General features: G+C 39.1%; 17 protein-coding genes. 14 read left to right on the top strand and 3 right to left on the bottom strand.

Annotation, left to right across the window (positions count from 1 at the left end):
• The first annotated feature begins 17 nt into the window (after nt 1-17).
• The 4 genes from uvrC to deoC all read left to right on the top strand — a co-directional run bounded on the left by uvrC (nt 18) and on the right by deoC (nt 3,594).
• A complete protein-coding gene (gene uvrC, locus I6E11_RS01170) occupies nt 18-1,844 on the top strand; it encodes an excinuclease ABC subunit UvrC (protein ID WP_235336016.1) in 1,827 nt (608 codons plus the stop codon).
• Nucleotides 1,845-1,855: 11 nt separating this feature from the next.
• Complete coding sequence (dtd, locus tag I6E11_RS01165; protein WP_204403149.1) at nt 1,856-2,308, top strand: D-aminoacyl-tRNA deacylase; 453 nt, start codon at nt 1,856-1,858, stop codon at nt 2,306-2,308.
• A gap of 3 nt (nt 2,309-2,311) precedes the next feature.
• Nucleotides 2,312-2,632: a nucleotide pyrophosphohydrolase gene (locus I6E11_RS01160; RefSeq protein WP_204507500.1), complete on the top strand. Its 321-nt coding sequence runs from the start codon at nt 2,312-2,314 to the stop codon at nt 2,630-2,632.
• 71 nt (nt 2,633-2,703) lie between these two features.
• Nucleotides 2,704-3,594 (top strand): deoxyribose-phosphate aldolase, encoded by an 891-nt coding sequence (deoC, locus tag I6E11_RS01155; RefSeq protein ID WP_235336025.1) that lies wholly within the window; start codon nt 2,704-2,706, stop codon nt 3,592-3,594.
• Between the two features lie 202 nt (nt 3,595-3,796).
• Here deoC and I6E11_RS01150 read toward each other — a convergent pair whose 3' ends face one another.
• On the bottom strand, nt 3,797-4,771 hold the full coding sequence (locus I6E11_RS01150; protein ID WP_235336015.1) for a polyprenyl synthetase family protein: 975 nt from the start codon (nt 4,769-4,771) through the stop codon (nt 3,797-3,799).
• Nucleotides 4,772-4,865: 94 nt separating this feature from the next.
• Here I6E11_RS01150 and polA point away from each other — a divergent pair, with 94 nt between their 5' ends.
• The 5 genes from polA (at nt 4,866) to mnmA (ending at nt 11,589) form a co-directional block, all read left to right on the top strand.
• Nucleotides 4,866-7,649 (top strand): DNA polymerase I, encoded by a 2,784-nt coding sequence (polA, locus tag I6E11_RS01145; protein WP_235336014.1) that lies wholly within the window; start codon nt 4,866-4,868, stop codon nt 7,647-7,649.
• Between the two features lie 153 nt (nt 7,650-7,802).
• Nucleotides 7,803-8,189 carry a DUF3836 domain-containing protein gene (locus tag I6E11_RS01140; protein ID WP_235336013.1) on the top strand — a complete coding sequence of 129 codons (387 nt, stop codon included), beginning with the start codon at nt 7,803-7,805 and terminating at the stop codon, nt 8,187-8,189.
• A 169-nt stretch (nt 8,190-8,358) separates the two neighbouring features.
• Entirely contained in the window at nt 8,359-9,462 is a 1,104-nt protein-coding gene (gene ychF / locus I6E11_RS01135; RefSeq protein ID WP_235336012.1) for a redox-regulated ATPase YchF, read from the top strand.
• Between the two features lie 11 nt (nt 9,463-9,473).
• On the top strand, nt 9,474-10,388 hold the full coding sequence (locus I6E11_RS01130) for a ketopantoate reductase family protein (protein ID WP_235336011.1): 915 nt from the start codon (nt 9,474-9,476) through the stop codon (nt 10,386-10,388).
• A gap of 70 nt (nt 10,389-10,458) precedes the next feature.
• Nucleotides 10,459-11,589, top strand: coding sequence for a tRNA 2-thiouridine(34) synthase MnmA (gene mnmA, locus I6E11_RS01125; protein ID WP_235336010.1), 1,131 nt, complete (start codon nt 10,459-10,461; stop codon nt 11,587-11,589).
• Here the strand turns inward: mnmA and I6E11_RS01120 are convergent.
• Nucleotides 11,561-12,481: a carbohydrate kinase family protein gene (locus I6E11_RS01120; RefSeq protein ID WP_235336009.1), complete on the bottom strand. Its 921-nt coding sequence runs from the start codon at nt 12,479-12,481 to the stop codon at nt 11,561-11,563. The genes mnmA and I6E11_RS01120 overlap by 29 nt on opposite strands.
• Before the next feature lie 123 nt (nt 12,482-12,604).
• Entirely contained in the window at nt 12,605-13,138 is a 534-nt protein-coding gene (locus I6E11_RS01115) for an LOG family protein (protein WP_235336008.1), read from the bottom strand.
• Nucleotides 13,139-13,318: 180 nt separating this feature from the next.
• On the opposite strand from I6E11_RS01115, the gene I6E11_RS01110 reads away from it, so the two are divergent.
• The 5 genes from I6E11_RS01110 to I6E11_RS01090 all read left to right on the top strand — a co-directional run bounded on the left by I6E11_RS01110 (nt 13,319) and on the right by I6E11_RS01090 (nt 19,410).
• Complete coding sequence (locus I6E11_RS01110) at nt 13,319-14,545, top strand: M16 family metallopeptidase (RefSeq protein WP_235336007.1); 1,227 nt, start codon at nt 13,319-13,321, stop codon at nt 14,543-14,545.
• Nucleotides 14,546-14,778: 233 nt separating this feature from the next.
• The gene (locus tag I6E11_RS01105) at nt 14,779-15,150 is read left to right on the top strand and encodes a helix-turn-helix domain-containing protein (RefSeq protein WP_235336006.1); all 372 of its coding nucleotides are present in this window, start codon (nt 14,779-14,781) and stop codon (nt 15,148-15,150) included.
• Between the two features lie 300 nt (nt 15,151-15,450).
• Nucleotides 15,451-17,823, top strand: a complete 2,373-nt coding sequence (locus I6E11_RS01100; protein WP_235336005.1) for a hypothetical protein — start codon at nt 15,451-15,453, stop codon at nt 17,821-17,823.
• 22 nt (nt 17,824-17,845) lie between these two features.
• A complete protein-coding gene (locus I6E11_RS01095) occupies nt 17,846-18,748 on the top strand; it encodes a BT1926 family outer membrane beta-barrel protein (RefSeq protein WP_235336004.1) in 903 nt (300 codons plus the stop codon).
• A gap of 92 nt (nt 18,749-18,840) precedes the next feature.
• Nucleotides 18,841-19,410, top strand: a complete 570-nt coding sequence (locus I6E11_RS01090; RefSeq protein ID WP_235336003.1) for a DUF4369 domain-containing protein — start codon at nt 18,841-18,843, stop codon at nt 19,408-19,410.
• The last annotated feature ends 78 nt before the right edge of the window (nt 19,411-19,488 follow it).

The raw sequence follows: 19,488 nt of genomic DNA, 5'->3' as shown, positions 1-19,488 counted from the left end.
ATACACTCACGGCAATAATGGATTCGAAAGAAGAACTTAAAACAAGCGATTATCTGAGAGGTATCGTTCTGAACCTGCCGGACAGTCCGGGGATATATCAGTATCTGAATTCGGAAGGTACAATCATATATGTTGGCAAAGCCAAGAATCTGAAAAGACGAGTTTATTCGTATTTTGCAAAAGAACATCAATCAGCAAAAACAAGAATACTCGTGACAAAGATTGCCGACATCAGATACATCGTAGTCAATACCGAAGAAGACGCATTATTGCTGGAAAATAATCTGATCAAGAAATACAAACCAAGATACAATGTCCTGCTTAAGGACGACAAGAGCTACCCTTCTATCTGCATCAGCAACGAATATTTTCCACGTGTATTCAAGACAAGAAAGATAGACAGGAAAGAAGGTACTTACTTCGGACCATACAGTCATGTTCCGTCAATGATGGCTGTTCTGGAACTCATAAAGAAACTCTATAATCTGAGGACGTGTCATCTTGCGCTTACTCCGGAAAACATATCACAAGGAAAGTTCAAGGTTTGTCTGGAATATCACATCAAGAACTGCAAAGGTCCATGTATCGGACTAGAGAGTCATGAGGAATACATGAATCAGATAGCGGAAATAAAGGAAATCTTGAAAGGCAATACACGCGTAATAAGCGATATGCTGATGGATGAAATGCAGAAATTGGCAAGTGAACTTAAATTCGAGGAGGCGCAAAAAATAAAGCTCAAATATGACCTGGTGGAAAGCTACAGGTCGAAGAGCGAGGTAGTAAGTTCGGTGTTACATAATATTGATGTATTTTCAATAGAAACAGACGAAGGCGTAGCATACATAAACTATCTGCATATCACGAACGGATGCATAAACCAGGCTTTCACGTTCGAATATAAAGTACGAATGAACGAAACTAAAGAGGAGTTGCTCCAACTTGGTATTGTAGAAATGAGAGAAAGATATCATAGCGAATCGAAGGAGATAATAGTACCTTTTGAGCTCGACATGGAGATGAACGGAGTAACATTTACCATACCTCAAAGAGGAGACAAAAAGCATCTTCTTGAACTGTCTATACTGAATGTAAAACAGTACAAAGTGGATCGCCTGAAACAGGCTGAAAAACTCAATCCTGAACAGAGGAGTGTGAGACTGATGAAAGAAATACAGGAACAACTTCACCTCGACAAGATGCCTGTCCACATAGAATGTTTCGACAACTCGAACATTCAGGGCTCGGATGCCGTAGCGGCGTGTGTTGTCTTCAAAAAGGCAAAACCGAGCAAGAAGGACTACAGGAAATACATCATAAAAACCGTAGAAGGCCCGGACGATTATGCCTCAATGCAGGAGGTTGTAAGAAGAAGATATACGCGTATCATTGACGAACAGGGTGAACTTCCTGACGTAATACTGACTGATGGCGGTAAGGGGCAGATGGAGGTAGTAAGGCAGGTTATAGAAGATGAACTTCACCTCAGCATTCCAATCGTAGGACTGGCTAAAGACAACCGCCACAGAACATCGGAAGTGCTTGCAGGATTTCCGCCACAAACGATAGGAATAAAACAGGGAACTCCCCTATTCCATCTGCTTGAGAACATACAGGATGAAGTCCACAGGTTTGCCATTACCTTCCACCGCGACAAGAGAAGCAAGAGTCAGATTGCATCAGCGCTGGATAATATAAAAGGAATCGGAGAGAAAAAGAAAACAGCGCTTCTGAAAGCATTCAAGAGCGTGAAACGGATAAAAGAAGCAAGCATTGAAGAACTGTCCAACGTCGTTGGAGAAGCCTCTGCAAAGGCTGTAAAAGAAGAATTAAACAAGGAATAATTTATCATAATATGAGATTAGTTATACAGAGAGTAAGCCACGCATCTGTAACCATAAACGGAGTATGCAAATCGGCAATCAAAGAGGGTTTCATGATATTGGTCGGAATTGAGGAAGCCGACACAAAAGAGGATGCCGACTGGCTGTGCAAAAAGGTTATCGGGCTGAGAGTGTTCGACGATGAGAACGGAGTGATGAACAAATCCATAATGGATGTGAACGGCGAGATTCTCATCGTTAGCCAGTTCACATTGATGGCTTCTACAAAGAAAGGAAACAGACCGTCATACATAAGAGCCGCCGGACATGAAACCGCTATCCCACTCTACGAATACTTCTGCAACGAAGTGAGTAAAGCACTTGGAAAGGAAGTCGGAACAGGCGAATTCGGCGCGGATATGAAAGTAGAGTTGCTTAACAACGGACCTGTAACAATATTGATAGATTCAAAGAATAAGGAATAAATTATGACACTTGATGAAGCCCAGAAAACAGTTGATAACTGGATAAAAGAATACGGTGTAAGATACTTCAGCGAACTGACAAACATGGCAGTCCTGACTGAAGAAGTGGGAGAACTGGCAAGAGTAATGTCAAGAAAATACGGCGACCAATCGTTCAAGGAAGGAGAGAACCAGGACCCGGCAGACGAGATGGCGGATGTACTCTGGGTACTGCTCTGCCTGGCTAACCAGACAGGCGTGAACCTTACGGAAGCATTCAGAAAGAACATCGAAAAGAAAACTTCAAGAGATAAAGACAGACATAAAAACAATCCAAAACTATAATGCTTATGAGTTACAACGAAGAAAACATCTACGATTTTGAACAGGAACATGACCACGAGCATGAACATGAAATGCCTGCAAGTGATAAATACACAGAGGCATTGAACAAGTACAACACCGCTCTTAAAGATGACGAGGTGACATACGCTACAGAAAACATTCTGAACAAATATCTGTCGGAAAACAGCACAAAAGATGTAAAGAAATTTTTATTCAGCAGCATCGATCTGACAAGCCTTAAATGTACAGACAGCGAAGAAAGTATTCTGAAACTTACAGAGAAAGTAAACGAGTTTGCCGATAAATACCCGGACATGAAAAACGTAGCTGCAATCTGTGTTTATCCTAACATGGCAGAGATTGTCAACGACGGACTAGAGGCTGATGATGTAAAAATAGCATGTGTTTCCGGAGGGTTCCCCTCATCACAGACTTTCACAGAAGTAAAAGTAGCTGAAACAGCGATGGCTATACATGCAGGTGCCGACGAAATAGATATCGTAATGCCTGTAGGCAAGTTCCTGAATGGTGATTATGAAGGAATGTGTGACGAAATAGAGGAACTGAAAGCTGTATGCGGAGAAAAGACTTTGAAAGTTATCCTTGAATCCGGAGTATTGGGAAGTGCCTCAAACATAAAGAAAGCTGCTATCCTCACGATGTATGCAGGCGCTGATTACATCAAGACTTCTACAGGAAAGGAAAACATTGGAGCAACTCCGGAAGCAGCTTTCGTAATGTGCAAGGCAATTAAGGAATACTTCCTTGAAACAGGCATTAAAATAGGTTTTAAAGCCGCTGGAGGAATAAATACTGTAGAAGATGTAGTGAAGTATTATACTATTGCAAAAGAGGTTCTGGGCGAAGAATGGCTGAACGAAGGACTTTTCCGTATAGGTACAAGCCGTCTTGCAAACCTTCTTTTATCAGACATTCTGGGAGAAGAAATAAAGTTGTTCTAAGCGCCGAAAAAGAGAAAATTTGTTAAAAAAATGGCTTGCTCACATTCGATGTAAGATTTGGGCAAATTTGAACCTAAACACGGGCAAGTTTTGACTAAAATTTGAGCAAATTTTCTGGTATAAAAAATGGCATAAAAAAGAAAAAACGAATGTTAATTTTCGTTCTTCCTTTTTTATGCCATTTTTGATATATAGAATAATATTATTTATTGCGGTCGATTACATAATCAATATATGCTGTCAGCGCCAAACGTATCTCTTGCGGAATATATTCAGGCAGTGCTGCAAGCGCCTTGTTGCGATAGTCATGCATCACTTTCATGGCATAGTCTATCCCACCCTCTTTCTTAACAGTCTCAACAAACGAACTGATTTCATCCTTAGTAGCTTCCATTCCTCTTATACGCAAAGCCAGATTATTGAGAGACTCATTATTCATCTTGTTCAAGACATATATGGCAGGCAGTGTAAGCTTACCTTCCATCATATCGTTACCGGTTGGCTTACCGATATTTTCATTATCAGAATAATCAAATATATCATCCTTTATCTGAAAAGCAATACCTAGCATTTCGCCAAAAGCTGCAGCACTTTTTACATCTTTCTCAGAAGCTCCTACTGCTACTGCTCCACATTCAGCTGCGGCAGTAAACAAAGCAGCTGTTTTCTTGCGGATTACACTGAAATAATCATCTTCGGAGAACTGTTTATTTGACAAGTTTGCCAACTGTATCACTTCTCCCAATGAAAGATCCTGACCCAGGTTAGAAACCAAATCCACCAGTTTTATATTGCCGGTCATAGCAGCGTGCTTCAGACACGTTGCCAAGATATAATCACCAACCAGTACAGACAACTTGTTATTGTAAACAGCATTTACTGACTGCTGCCCTCTTCGTTCACTACTTTCATCTACCACATCATCGTGAACCAGACTTGCTGTATGTAAAAGTTCAAGCGAAAGAGCTACATGTTTCACCGAGTCATCTATTGCACCATAAGCCTTGGCAATCAGCATGACCAGAATCGGCCTCATCATTTTACCGCTCCTTTTCTTTATATAAGAAAGAACATTATCAAGAAGTGGGTTATCACTTTTTAATGATGTTATAAATAGCTCTCTGAAAGCTTCAAGTTCATTAATAATAGGCTGTTTTATTATATCTACTCTGTCCATCGGGAATAAATTAGCGTACAAAAGTAATAATAAAAAGGGTAATACGGTATTTTTTTGTACTTTTACATGAAATTTCATTATTAATTCACACTATATGGATAAACTTTTTCTACTCGATGCCTACGCATTAATCTACCGTGCCTACTACGCATTAATCAAAAGTCCAAGAATAAATTCAAAGGGCTTCAATACATCTGCAATATTAGGTTTTGTAAATACTCTGGAAGACGTGCTTAAAAAAGAATCACCTACCCATATCGGTGTTGCTTTCGACCCTTCCGGTCCTACGTTCAGACATGAAGCATACAAGGAATACAAGGCTCAAAGAGAAGAGACTCCCGAAGCTATAAAACTTTCAGTACCTATCATAAAAGATATTATCAAAGCCTATAGAATTCCTATTCTGGAAGTTCCGGGATATGAAGCAGACGACGTGATAGGAACACTGGCAACAGAGGCCGGCAAGAGAGGAATAACAACATATATGATGACTCCAGACAAGGACTACGGTCAGCTGGTTAGTGAAAATGTATTCATGTATAGACCTAAATATGGCGACAAAGAGTTCGACATAATGGGCATAGAAGAAGTTAAGGCTAAGTTCAACATTGAATCTACCAGCCAGGTAATCGACATGCTTGGCCTTATGGGAGACTCTTCTGACAACATACCTGGTTGTCCTGGCGTGGGAGAGAAAACCGCACAGAAACTCATTGCACAATTCGGAAATATAGAAAATCTGCTTGAACATACAGATCAACTGACTGGTGCTATCAAAACGAAGGTTGAATCGAATATAGAAAAAATCCGATTCTCTAAATTCCTTGCCACCATAAAGACTGATGTTCCTATAGAGCTTGACATGGAATCTCTGAAACGAGAATCGCCTGACGAAAATAAACTTAAAAGTATTTTCGAAGAATTGGAGTTCCGTACTTTAATGGACAGAGTCTTCAACAATGATAAAAAAGTATCTGCCAAACCTATTAAAGAAAAGCAGGCTATTCAAGGTGATCTCTTTGGATTTTTTACTGACGAGAGTATTGGCGAACAGAAAAATTCAAATCTCAAAAGGCTTGAAGACATCAATTACGATTACCAACTAATTGATACTGAGGAGAAAATAGATGATTTTTTAAGAATAATCCTTACAAAGGAAATTTTCAGTCTAGACACAGAAACAACAAACACCGATGCTATAAGCGCCGAACTTGTTGGTATGAGCTTTAGCTTTGAAGAAAATCAGGCATTTTACATCCCAATCCCTCCAAACATAGAAGATGCTCAGAAAATTGTTGATAAGTTCAAGCCTGTATTAGAAAATGAAAAATCCACAAAGGTGGGACAAAACATAAAATACGACATGATAGTTCTTGCTAATTATGGTGTTACTATAAAAGGAAAGATTTTTGACACGATGATTGCCCATTACGTTCTACAACCAGAGCTTCATCATGGAATGGACTTCCTGGCAGAAGTGTACCTGAAATATGACACTATAAAAATAGAAGAACTTATTGGAGCAAGAGGAAAAAACCAAAGAAATATGCGCGACCTCTCTCCTACTGATGTATACAAATATGCATGTGAAGATGCTGATGTTACACTAAAGTTAAAAAACATACTTGAAAAGGAACTTGAAGATAATGGAGTAAAAAATCTGTTTGAAGAGATTGAAATGCCTCTTGTTCCCGTACTTGCCTACATGGAAAGAAACGGAGTAAGAATAGATACCGATGCCTTGAAAGAAACTTCAAAACATTTCACTATCAGGATGCGTGAAATTGAAGAAGAAATATATCGTCTTGCAGGGATGGAATTCAACGTTTCATCACCCAAACAGGTAGGCGAAGTTCTTTTCGACAGATTGAAAATAGTAGAAAAAGCCAAGAAAACAAAAACTGGTCAGTATGTAACTTCAGAAGAAGTGTTGGAAGGCTTGAAGACAAAACACGAAATTGTAGGCAAAATTCTTGAGCATCGCGGTCTGAAGAAATTGCTTGGTACATATATTGATGCTCTTCCGGAACTTATCAATCCTAAAACAGGTAGGATACACACATCTTTCAATCAGACAGTAACTGCTACAGGAAGACTCAGTTCCAGCAATCCTAATCTTCAGAATATTCCTATAAGGAACGAAAACGGCAAGGAGATAAGAAAAGCATTCATACCGGACGATGGCTGCGAATTCTTTTCTGCGGACTACTCACAGATAGAGCTTAGAATAATGGCACACCTCAGCGAAGACGATAATATGATTGAAGCCTTCAGAGAAGAACAGGACATACATGCTGCCACTGCTGCAAAAATATACAAGATTAATATTGAAGACGTAAGCAGAGAACAGAGAAACAAGGCAAAAACAGCTAACTTCGGTATTATATATGGTATTTCAGTATTCGGCCTTGCAGAACGATTGAATGTAGAAAGAAAAGAAGCCAAAGAACTCATTGACGGATATTTTGAAAACTATCCTAAAGTCAAAGCATATATGGACAAAAGTATCCGCGTAGCCAGAGACAAAGGATATATAGAAACTATATTCAATCGTAAGAGATACCTACCTGACATTAATTCAAGAAATGCAATCGTCAGAGGCTATGCAGAACGAAATGCAATCAATGCCCCAATACAAGGCAGCGCAGCCGATATAATAAAAGTTGCTATGGTGAGAATATATAAACGATTCATGGATGAAGGAATCAAGTCGAAAATGATACTACAGGTACACGACGAACTCAACTTCAGTGTGTTGCAAGAAGAAAAAGAAAAAGTACAACAAATTGTGATTTCGGAGATGCAGGCTGCTTACAAAATGAAAGTACCTTTGCTTGCAGACTGTGGTTGGGGTCAAAATTGGCTTGAAGCTCATTAACGACATTTATTTGTAAACCAAAGTTAAATAACTAACATTTTGCTAATTTCAAGCTATTTTTTTGGGTAAAACTATACAACATATTGAAATTACACCTATATTTGCAGCGCAATCAAAAACAAATTGTAAGTTAAACCTAAAAATAACAGATATATGAAAGCTATGAATTTTATCAAGACCTTGTTAGTAATTGTAACAATTTTTATTGCAAATGCTACTATTTCAGCTGCAAAGTTGAATAACAACCTGATTTACAATGCAGAAGAAGTAAACGGAGTGAAAGTTGCAGAGACTGTCTATAAGATGGACAACAATCTGCTTACTAAATATATGAAATACAATTATAAGTACGATGCAAACAACCAGATGACTGAAAATATGTCACAGAAATGGAATGCAGAAGACAATTGCTGGGTAAACGACCTAAAAATCTGTTATACATACGACAACAAGAGCGTTACTACAGAATACTATAAATGGAACAGCAAAAAAGGTACATTTATCCTTATTCCTGAAATGACAGTTACAATGGACAAGTAAAACAAGTAGATAAAATTAGTAAACAATAAATCTCTCTTCTCTATCAGGAGGTATCTTTCACGAGATACCTCCTTTTTTTGCTATATGACCTGCAATCTTTTGTTATATTACTAGAAATAAGTACCTTTGCAGAGTTTTAGATCTAAAAATAAAAAACTTATATATATTTATGGCTTTACAATGTGGTATTGTCGGATTGCCAAACGTAGGTAAATCGACACTTTTCAATTGCTTATCTAATGCAAAGGCTCAGGCAGCCAATTTCCCTTTCTGTACTATCGAACCTAACGTAGGTGTTATCACTGTTCCGGACGAACGTCTGAACAAACTGGCAGAACTTATAAATCCTCAGCGTATCGTTCCAACAACCGTTGAAATCGTTGATATTGCCGGACTTGTAAAAGGAGCCAGCAAAGGCGAAGGTCTTGGAAATAAGTTCCTTGCCAATATCCGCGAAACAGATGCTATCATACACGTTTTGCGTTGTTTTGATGATGAAAACGTTACTCACGTAGACGGAAGTGTAGACCCTGTACGCGACAAGGAAATCATCGATACAGAACTTCAACTGAAAGACTTGGAAACTATTGAAAGCCGCATACAGAAAGTCCAGAAACAGGCACAAACAGGTGGCGACAAAGTTGCAAAACAGACTTACGAAGTATTAGTGCAATACAAAGAAGCTCTTGAACAAGGAAAATCGGCCCGTACAGTACAGTTTGAAACAAAAGACGAGCAGAAGATTGCAAGAGAACTGTTCCTGATTACAAGCAAACCGGTGCTTTATGTATGCAATGTAGATGAAGCAAGTGCAGTGAACGGCAACAAATACGTTGAACAGGTACGCGAAGCCGTAAAAGATGAAAATGCAGAAATACTTATCGTAGCAGCCAAGACAGAAGCCGACATCGCCGAACTTGAAACTTATGAGGACCGCCAGATGTTCCTTCAGGAAGTGGGTTTGGAAGAATCAGGAGTGACACGACTAATCAAGGCAGCCTACAAATTGCTTGACCTTGAAACATATATCACTGCCGGAGTGCAGGAAGTAAGAGCCTGGACATATCGTAAAGGATGGAAAGCCCCACAGTGTGCAGGTGTTATCCACACAGACTTCGAAAAAGGATTTATCCGTGCCGAAGTAATCAAATATGACGATTATATCAAATACGGCTCAGAAACTGCAGTAAAAGAAGCAGGAAAGATGAGTGTCGAAGGTAAGGACTATGTAGTTCAGGACGGCGACATCATGCACTTCAGATTCAATGTATAATCACAAAAGATATGCAAAAGAAATATTTAATCATAGGAACCGGCGGCGTTGGAGGCAGCATCGCCGGTTTTTTGGCTCTAAACGGTGAAGATGTCACCTGTATTGCACGCGGTGCACATCTCGAAGCAATCCGCAAGAATGGATTGCATTTGAAATCAGACCTTAAAGGAGAACACTTTCTGAATGTCAAGGCCTGTACTTCCGATGAATACAACGACAAGGCTGACGTTATTTTCGTATGCGTGAAAGGATATTCCATCGAATCTATCAAAGACGTGCTAGAACGTGCTTCTACTCCTGATACTCTCGTTATACCGATACTTAATGTCTATGGAACTGGTCCTAGAATAGGTCGTCTTGCCCCATCTGTAAAAGTTCTGGACGGATGTATCTACATAGTAGGATTCGTGTCAGGCGAAGGAGAAATCACACAAATGGGAACGATATTCCGCCTGGTATTCGGTGCCCGCCCTGAGCAGGGAGTAGCAAGCGAAAGACTGGAGGAGATAGCAGACATACTACGCAAATGTGGTATTAAAGTCGACGTTTCAGATGATATAAACCGTGATACTTTCATCAAATGGGCATTTATATCTGCTATGGCATGTACCGGAGCATATCATGATGTTCCTATGGGCGAAGTACAGCACGAAGGCGAAGTGCGCGACACATTCAAGGGGTTGTCTGCCGAAAGTGCCGAAATAGGCCGCCGTCTGGGAGTAGTTTTCCCTGAGGATCCAATAACTTACAATCTGAAAGTTATAGACAAACTAGACCCTCACAGTACAGCATCAATGCAGAAGGATATCGCACGCGGACACCAATCAGAAATACAGGGAATGCTGTTCGACATGATAGAACTTGGCGAAAAACTTGGGGTAAACCTTGATACATATCATAAGGTTGCCAAAAAGTTCATAAAATAAATATAGTAGGGTAACTGCCGATGAACATCATCACCACGCATACTGTTATAAAAACAAAACTACGCGAATAATGAAAGATAGAGAAAAAAGAGTTCTGGTTGGTATGAGCGGCGGAATAGACAGTTCTGCCACATGCATCATGCTGCAGGAACAAGGATACGAAGTAGTGGGCGTAACTATGCGCACATGGGACATAGCATCACAGTTTTCTAACCCCAATCAGGAGGAACCCAACTTTGTGCTCGAAGCAAAAGCACTGGCCTCCAAGCTTGGTATAGAACACCATGTAGCTGACGTACGCGAGGAATTCAAACAGGTGATAGTGAAGTATTTCATCGACGAATACATGCGTGGCCGCACTCCAAACCCATGCGTTATGTGCAACCCACTTTTTAAGGAGAGGATATTGTGCGAATGGGCTGACAGGACAAACTGTGCCTACATCGCAACGGGACATTACTGCCGTATGGAAGAAAGAAACGGCAACAGATATATCCTCACCGGTGATGACAATACAAAAGACCAGTCGTACTTCCTATGGAAACTTCCACAGGAGATACTCCGCAGAATGATGTTCCCGCTCGGCGGAATGACCAAACTCGAAGTAAGAGAGTACCTTGCATCGAAAGGTTTCGAAGCCAAGGCAAAAGGCGGAGAGAGCATGGAAATTTGCTTTATTGACAAGGATTACAGAGACTTTCTGAAGGAACACTGTCCGGATATAGACGAGAAGATAGGTCCGGGATGGTTTGTCGACAGTAAAGGGCTAAAGCTGGGTCAGCATAAAGGTTTTGCCTACTACACTATAGGTCAGCGTAAAGGCCTTGAAATAGCACTCGGGAAACCTGCCTACGTGCTGAAAATAAATCCGGTAAAGAACACTGTAATGCTGGGCGATGCAGAGCAGCTCAAGACTGAATATATGCTTGTAGAAGATATCAATGCTGCCGATATCAACGAGATATTGACATGCCCGGAACTATCGGTGAGAATACGTTACAGAAGCAAGCCTATTCCTTGTACCGCTACCCTACTCGACGACGGACGTATGATAGTACGTTTCAGCACCGAAGCATCGGCTATCACTCCGGGACAGTCGGCCGTATTCTACGACGGCAACCGCGTTCTGGGAGGCGGTTTCATAGCCTTCCAGAACGAAGTAAAGAAGATTGTCAGCGGTATGACGCAGCAAACTCTTTAGATACAGAATTGTGTACACTGCGGCACACTTCAGCACTGAAGTCAATGCCGCAGCGTATCACCTTATCCCAGTCGGCTTCCGAAAGTCCCTGCAAATCGTCTTTTCCTATATTATTCTTTATAAGTCCGTACACCACACCGGCATTGAAGTTATCACCAGCCCCTATGGTACTTACTGTTTCCACAGGCTCAACTCCGTATGTCTTTCTAAAATTACCAGTATACAGATGTATATCCTTATCTGCATCCGTACAAATGAAATTCTTACAGTAAAAGCCCACGTTATCATTATAAACTTTATCCGGTTCGCCGGTCTTGAAGAGATTCTGAAAATCTTCTGTCGAGCCTCGTAGGATATCTGCATATTCAAAATTCTCAAGCACTGTAGGCATCAGCTTTATAGCTTCCGAAAGATGATTACTCCTGAAGTTCACGTCATAATATATTATTGCTCCGTTATCCTTGGCCAAGTCCATCACTTCCTTAATCTTATCACGCAACAAAGGCGATATGGCGTAATACGAACCTATCATCAACACATCATCCTTCCCTATTTCGGGCATTTTCACGTCCAGCCTCAACTTAGGATAATCCTTGTAGAAGATATATTCGGCATCATTCCTTTCATTCAGAAAAGCTAACGAAACAGGTGATTTTCCATCCGGAAATACATTTACGCTGTCTGTTTTAACACCATTTTCACGCATATTGTCAAGAATAATGCGCCCTACCCTGTCATTGCCCGTTTCGCTGATGAATGCAACATCCATCCCCATTCTTCCCAACGACACCACTCCGTTGTATACAGAACCACCGGGTACCGCAGCTTCCGGTTGCCCGTTTCTGAAAAGTATATCCAGAATGGTCTCTCCTATTCCTATAATCTTTCGCATCTTTTTTAGTTTACAAGTTAATTAGTTACTAGTTGACTAGAGACTAGAGACTAGTTGACTAGGTTTCCTAGTATTAGTATCTAATACCTAGTATCTAACAACTAGTATCTAGTACCTAATATCTCATTTTATCATTTCCACCAGTTCTTCAAACGAATTTGCCACCTTATAATAGTTCTTCAGTGGCGAATGCGCAAAGTTCTGTTGTTCCAGTCCGTCGAGGAATGCAATAACACCGTTCCAAAAACCGTTTATATTATATAATATCACCTGTTTGTGATGATAGCCGATAGTAGCCGAAGCCATCACGGTGAATATCTCATCCAATGTCCCTACCCCACCCGGCAGTGCAACGGCCACTTCGGATTCGCGCAACATGACATCTTTCCTGTCGCTAAGGTTATCCGTACGGAAAACTACATCGCAAATGTCACTTGTCTTTCCACGTTCTTCCACTATGGTAGGCACCACACCCATTACCATAGCCCCGTGCGCTTTCGCCTCGGCCGCTATGACTTCCATCAGTCCTGAACTTGTACCTCCATAAACCAGACATTTACCATTGTCACCCATCCATGCCCCAAGTTCGCGTGCCTTTTCTGCATAAATATCGTCTATGTCCTGCGAAGCAGAACAGAATACTGCTATACGTTCCATATGTATGAATTTTATTTACAAATATGAACATAAAAATTGATACATTTTTCATCCCGTAAATGTTTTTTTTAAAACGTCCTGTCATTTTACTCAAAACGACAAGGTATTTTACCTAAAACGTCAAGGAGTTTTTTTAATAAGAAAAACCTTTTTAAATTTGCACCCCCGAAATGCTTAATTATGAAAACGATATCTACACATATATTGACTAACGGACTGAGAATTATACATTGCCCCAGTCCTACCGACGTGGTATATTGCGGATATGCAATAAACGCCGGAACACGCGACGAGCAAGACAACGAACAAGGAATGGCCCACTTTGTGGAACACCTGCTGTTCAAAGGAACTTCCCACCGCAAGGCGTGGCACATACTTAACCGCATGGAGAACGTGGGTGGCGATTTAAATGCTTTTACCAACAAGGAAGAAACAATAGTATACAGCACTTTCCTTAAAGAACATTTCATGCGTGCTGCAGAACTTCTGACAGACATAGTATTCCATAGCACATTCCCTGAAAACCAGATTGAAAAAGAAGTAGAAGTAATAATAGATGAAATACAAAGTTACGAAGACAGTCCTGCCGAACTGATTTTCGACGATTTCGAAGAACTTATCTTTCCCAATCACCCTTTGGGAAGAAACATCCTCGGAAAACCGGAACTGCTCAGGAGTTTTGGAACAGAAGATGCACTCCGCTTCACACGCAGCAGATACAGGACAGGTAATATGGTGTTCTTCATCATGGGAAACATTGAATTCAGGAAGGTAGTAAGAACCATAGAAAAGATTACTAACGACATACCGGCTTTTCAGGAAGAAAGCATAAACCGGCTTACACCACCCGACTATGTTCCACGAGATATCACAATAAACAGAGACACACACCAATCGCATGTCATGATAGGTACAAGAGCATACGACGCACACGACAAGAGAAGAACAGGCCTATACCTGCTGAACAATATTCTTGGAGGGCCGGGAATGAACAGTCGTCTGAATATTGCTCTGAGGGAGAAAAATGCGTTGGTATACAATGTTGAATCAAATCTTACATCATATACAGATACTGGAGTGTTCAGCATATATTTCGGTTGCGACCCAGAGGATAAAGAACGATGCATAGAACTAGCAAGGAAGGAACTAAAGAAACTTAGAGAGAACTTAATGAAGGATAGCCAGCTATCAGCAGCCAAAAAACAAATTATTGGACAACTGGGAGTAGCATCAGACAATTTTGAGAATTGCGCACTCGACATGGGAAAATGTTTCCTTCACTATAACCGCTACGAAGAAAAAGAAGAGGTCTACAAACGTATTGAAAATATCTCTGCAAGTGAAATTCTGGATATTGCCAATGATATTTTCAGTGAAAGGCACCTTTCCACACTAGTATATAATTAATAAATCACGGGTTACAGTGATGCATAAATCATATAAAATAACTAATTTTCCACTCATTCTATAATTATAGGATTTTTATACCACATAGGCACGTTTTTTTGCACAATAGTACACATATCTGCCATATAGTAATATATTGAGGAATAACTGTTTGTAGAAACGTAAAGGTTTTAATATATTTGGACGGTAAGAACATTATATTGATATATATTATGAGAAAAATGAGTTATTTTATGAAAAACAAGAAGTATACTAGAAAAGCAAAAGATTCATTGAAAATCAAACTTTTGGTTGATGAATGGATAAAAAACAAAAAATACCTTGAGCACGAAGTGGGTATAGAAATCCTTGGAAGAGATTTAGGTATTAATCGAACATATATTTCCAATTATATCAATGATACATATAACTGCAACTTCAACACATGGTTACACAAGATGCGAGTTGAGGATGCAAAAAGAATAATGTCTGAGAACCCAAATCTTAATATGGGACAAATAGCAATAATGACTGGATATAATGATCAGGCACATTTCAGCAAACAATTCAAATTTATAGCTGGTATATCTCCAATGAGATGGAAAAAGGGAAACGTGAAAAAGTAAATAACACAAATATTTAAATAATTAATTTTTCACTAAGGGAAACAAACAATTCTGTTATAACAAAATGCAATATGAAAATTGCATAATAGTTACATATTAATGCGGATGGGGGGGGGTAAAATTACTATTTGTTATAATATATATGTTATAAATCATAATCTGTTATTATTTTACGTTTAGAAAAACCATTTTAATTTATAGTCCATATATTTGCAATAAAGCATACTCATATAGTATAACAACAAAAATAAATATATAAATCTAAAAACTATTTATTAACCTTTAAAAACACACTAGAGTATGAAAAAATGGACGTACCTCGTGGCTGGACTACTCATGAGTGGAGCAGCTGCAACATTCACAAGTTGTATCGACACAACGGAACCGGCAGGTATTGAAAATCTTCGTGGCGCAAAAGCAGATTTACTAAGAGCAAAAATCCTGGTAGAGCAGGCTGAAGCGGCAATCAAACAGGCTCAGGCAAGTTACTTACAAGCTCAAGCTTTATATGAGCAGGAAGTTGCTGCACAAGCTAAAATCAATACTGAAATATTAGCTGCAAAAAGCGAACAGGAAAAACTGTACTGGGAAAATGAAAAGAAAAAACTCGAAGAAAAATTCAAAAAGGAATTGCTTGACTTACAAACCCAAACAGCATTGGCACAAGCTGCTTACGATAAAGCTATAGCAGATATTGAAGTTGCAATGCTAAATTATAAAGAAAACGCGTATGCAGCCGCATTGTATGAGTTGATTTATACTAAATCATTCGAATACACAAAATACGTATGGAGTGACACTAAGAAAGAATATGTTCCTAGCACAACAGCTACCACAGTTCAAGGATTAAAAGGATTGGCTACTGCTTTAGCTAATGCGCAGAAAGATATGGCTGATGCTTTAAGGGATAAGTACGAAGCTGAATTTGGCGATTCAAAGGAAAGTATTATTGCATCAATAAAAAACACTATAAGTAACACACAAGGAACTATTGATGGAATTAATAAAACTTTAGCAGAACTGAAATTGATTGCTAATACCGACATTAGCGAATGGGAGAATAAGTATAATGAATATAACGATAAAGTAACAACTAATAATGCGGAAATAACAAGGTTAGAACTTGAAAGAGATGAACAAAAGACTGTGATTGACAGGCAACTTGCAGAACTTGAAAATAATTACAACGTAAAATCCGAAATCAAGATTGAAATTCCTGAGGCATTAACAGAATGGTTATATTGGGATATTGATTATGCGCTTTATACTTTAGACCCTTCAGCAGACCCTGATCCCAATGAATATCAGATGCAATTGGAAGCAGTAAAGATAACAACAGATATCCCATATACATATAAACTTCCTACTTCTCTGTCATTATCAATGAAGCCAGATATAAAAGAACTTTTCATTTATTATTTAACATTGAGTTTAGATTCTTATATATATGAAGATAATGAACTGGCAAACAAAAACAGGAATCTTGAAATATTAAAAATAAACAACGAAGATGCAAAAAAAGCTTACAATGATGCTATTGGTGATGAGACAAAAGGCTGGATAAAAGCAAAGAATGACTTTATTGAGGCTGCTGATGCATATAAGTATCAATACAAACCTTTTTCATCTAAAAACAGATACGATGCTAGAACGATCTTACTTAAAGAAATTGCCGCTTATGAAGCTATAGGATCTCCTACAACAGAAGATCAAACTGAAATTAAAGATAAAATTAAAGAGTTCCTGACTCAAAGAAAAGAACTTGACGGTTTCGTTTGTAATCTGTTAGGTGGTGATGCAATAACAGAGATTGATGAAACAGGTGGTCTGGATGCTTATTTAGCACTATCAAAAGAAGAACAAGTAGGAACCGATGATTTATATCGTTTTGACGGCAGTCTGTATGACACATATATGGATGCTACAGAAGCAATTTGGGGTAGTAATATAAGTACTCTTCTAGAAGAGAACTATATGTTAGTTCCGTATACCTATGAACAGTGGAAAAATAGTTTAAATTATTACGGTCTTTTTGAATATTATGAGGATTTATACCTAGGTAATAGTACATCATATGTTTACGGTGCAATTATAGGCGATGGATTAGCAAACGATTATTTCATGTCAACTTATCTATATGAAACAGAGGATATTACTATAACACACCAAACTGACTTCAGGACATTGATGGCCGGCTTGGAAACTATCAGTGAGGGCTTATTAGAAGCAAATGAGGCTTATCAGGAAGCTAGGAATTTATTGATTGCACAGAAATACGAGATTGATGCGATTTACACATCTCAGATTGCAACTCTAAGAGAAGAAATTACAGGTCTGTCTTCATTGATGAGTACAATGGAAGGTGTAACAATTGCTGATGAAGGAAATAGCTTATCATCATACCAAGACGCAATTGCAGCAATAAAAGAAGATATAGCAGCAATTGAAGGTGTAGGCGGTACTCTTCCTGCAGCACAGCACACATTGAATTATTACACCAAACTGCTTGAATCAGCAGAAAAGGGTGAATACGAATTTGCTCAGACAGCCGTTATTGCTCAAAAAGATGCACTATACAATGCAAGAAAAGCCGAATCAGAAGCTTTGCAGTCACTGTTCGATGCAGCAAATGAAAAGAAAAATCAGTTACTCGCAGCAATAGCCGGCGTATAATTAACCTCTTAAACTAACAAGTATGATAAAGAAACTATGCATATTACTTCTGTCTGTATGTACAGTTGCGCCAGGAATGGCGCAACAATACAGCAGCAGTGATGCGTCGTTTACTCCTAAAAAAGGCCAATGGCAAATTTCTGCAGTAATAGGAAACAGTCAGATGTTCGACCAAAGCATGGAATATCTGCTGCCTACTTACTGGAACGGAAATACAGATGCATCTATCGGATTTAATAATCCTGTAGGTATGCCTGGAACAGATTTCCAGTCCGGTGATCCTGGATATTGGCTCAATTTGGGAAATTTAAATAATAATTCACTGATGAACCTTATTGGTATTCAGGGAAAATATTTCCTCACTGACCGTCTGGATGTAAACTTAATGTTCAGCATGAACATTAATGCTACGCCATCCAAAGATTATATCGAAGGAGACCATAGTGTAGCTGAACTGCCAATACAAGACTATAAGTATATTGAAGGAAGAGTACAGAATGCCTGGACTGTACAAATAGGTTCAAATTATTATTTCAATACAAAAAACGAGCGCATCAACCTCTACGCAGGAGGTGTATTAGGATGGCAAATGGGTAGAATACAAACCTCATATCCTTACACAGGCGAAACAGTGACAGATCCTGATATGAGCGAAGAAACCGATGAAGAGTTAATGACTGAAAGCGTACAACTCTATACCCCAAACTCACGTACCGGACAGATTTTCGGTCTTAGGGCGGGGATTGTCACCGGTATAGAATATAGTCTGGCAAAAGGACTGGTTCTAGGTTTCGAAGTCCAGCCTGCTGCATATCGTTACGACGTAATACAGATTTGCCCGAAAGGTTCTGCCGTTTACCAGGCTGCACACCACAGTGTAGGTCTGTTTGCTACTCCTAACTTGAAGATTGGATTCAGATTCTAAACAGAGAAAATCCAAATAGAATTTCTAACATGATTAAGAAGCACTCTGCAACTTTGTGTGGGGTGCTTCTTTAAACTTTGCTAACTACAAGTATGAAAAGTTTAAAACATTTAGCTACAAACGCTTTTTTACTTCTTTTTTTATTGTCCTGCGGACATACAGAAACCGATGGATATAAAATTAACGGAAGAATAACAAACCCTAGATACGACAAAAAAACCGTATATATGGTAGATGCTACTGGACAGAAATGCGACAGTGCAGCAATAAAAGACTGCAAGTTCACTTTCACAGGCAAACATGACACTACAAAAGTAATGGAACTTGTGTTGCATGAGAACGACAGCGATTTATTTCCTATCATCCTACCTGTAGTGCTGGAAAAAGGTGAAATTACTGTAGAAATGGGTGATATGGTATATGTGGCAAATACCTATGGAAATGACAAAATGATGAAATTCCTGATAGAAAAAGACAAATTCACTGACAGCATGTACAGTAAGTCACTTTCACCGGATTCCGTAAAAACAGAATTTGCGACCTTCCTAGTACAGCAAATTCTGAAAAACGGAAATTCTACTGTAGGAAAATATATATTCAACTCCTTCAAAAATAAACTGAACGAAAAACAAATTGAAGAGTGCAAAATAATTATCAAATAACAAGAAGCCGGGATAATCCTGGCTTTTCTATTTTTCACATTTCTGATTATCACTTTTTATTAGTAACTTTGCAACATT

Source organism: Bacteroides caecigallinarum, from assembly GCF_021531075.1.
In the GTDB taxonomy this organism is placed as follows: Bacteria; Bacteroidota; Bacteroidia; order Bacteroidales; family Bacteroidaceae; genus Phocaeicola; species Phocaeicola caecigallinarum_B.
This window is presented reverse-complemented; position numbering and strand designations above follow the sequence as displayed.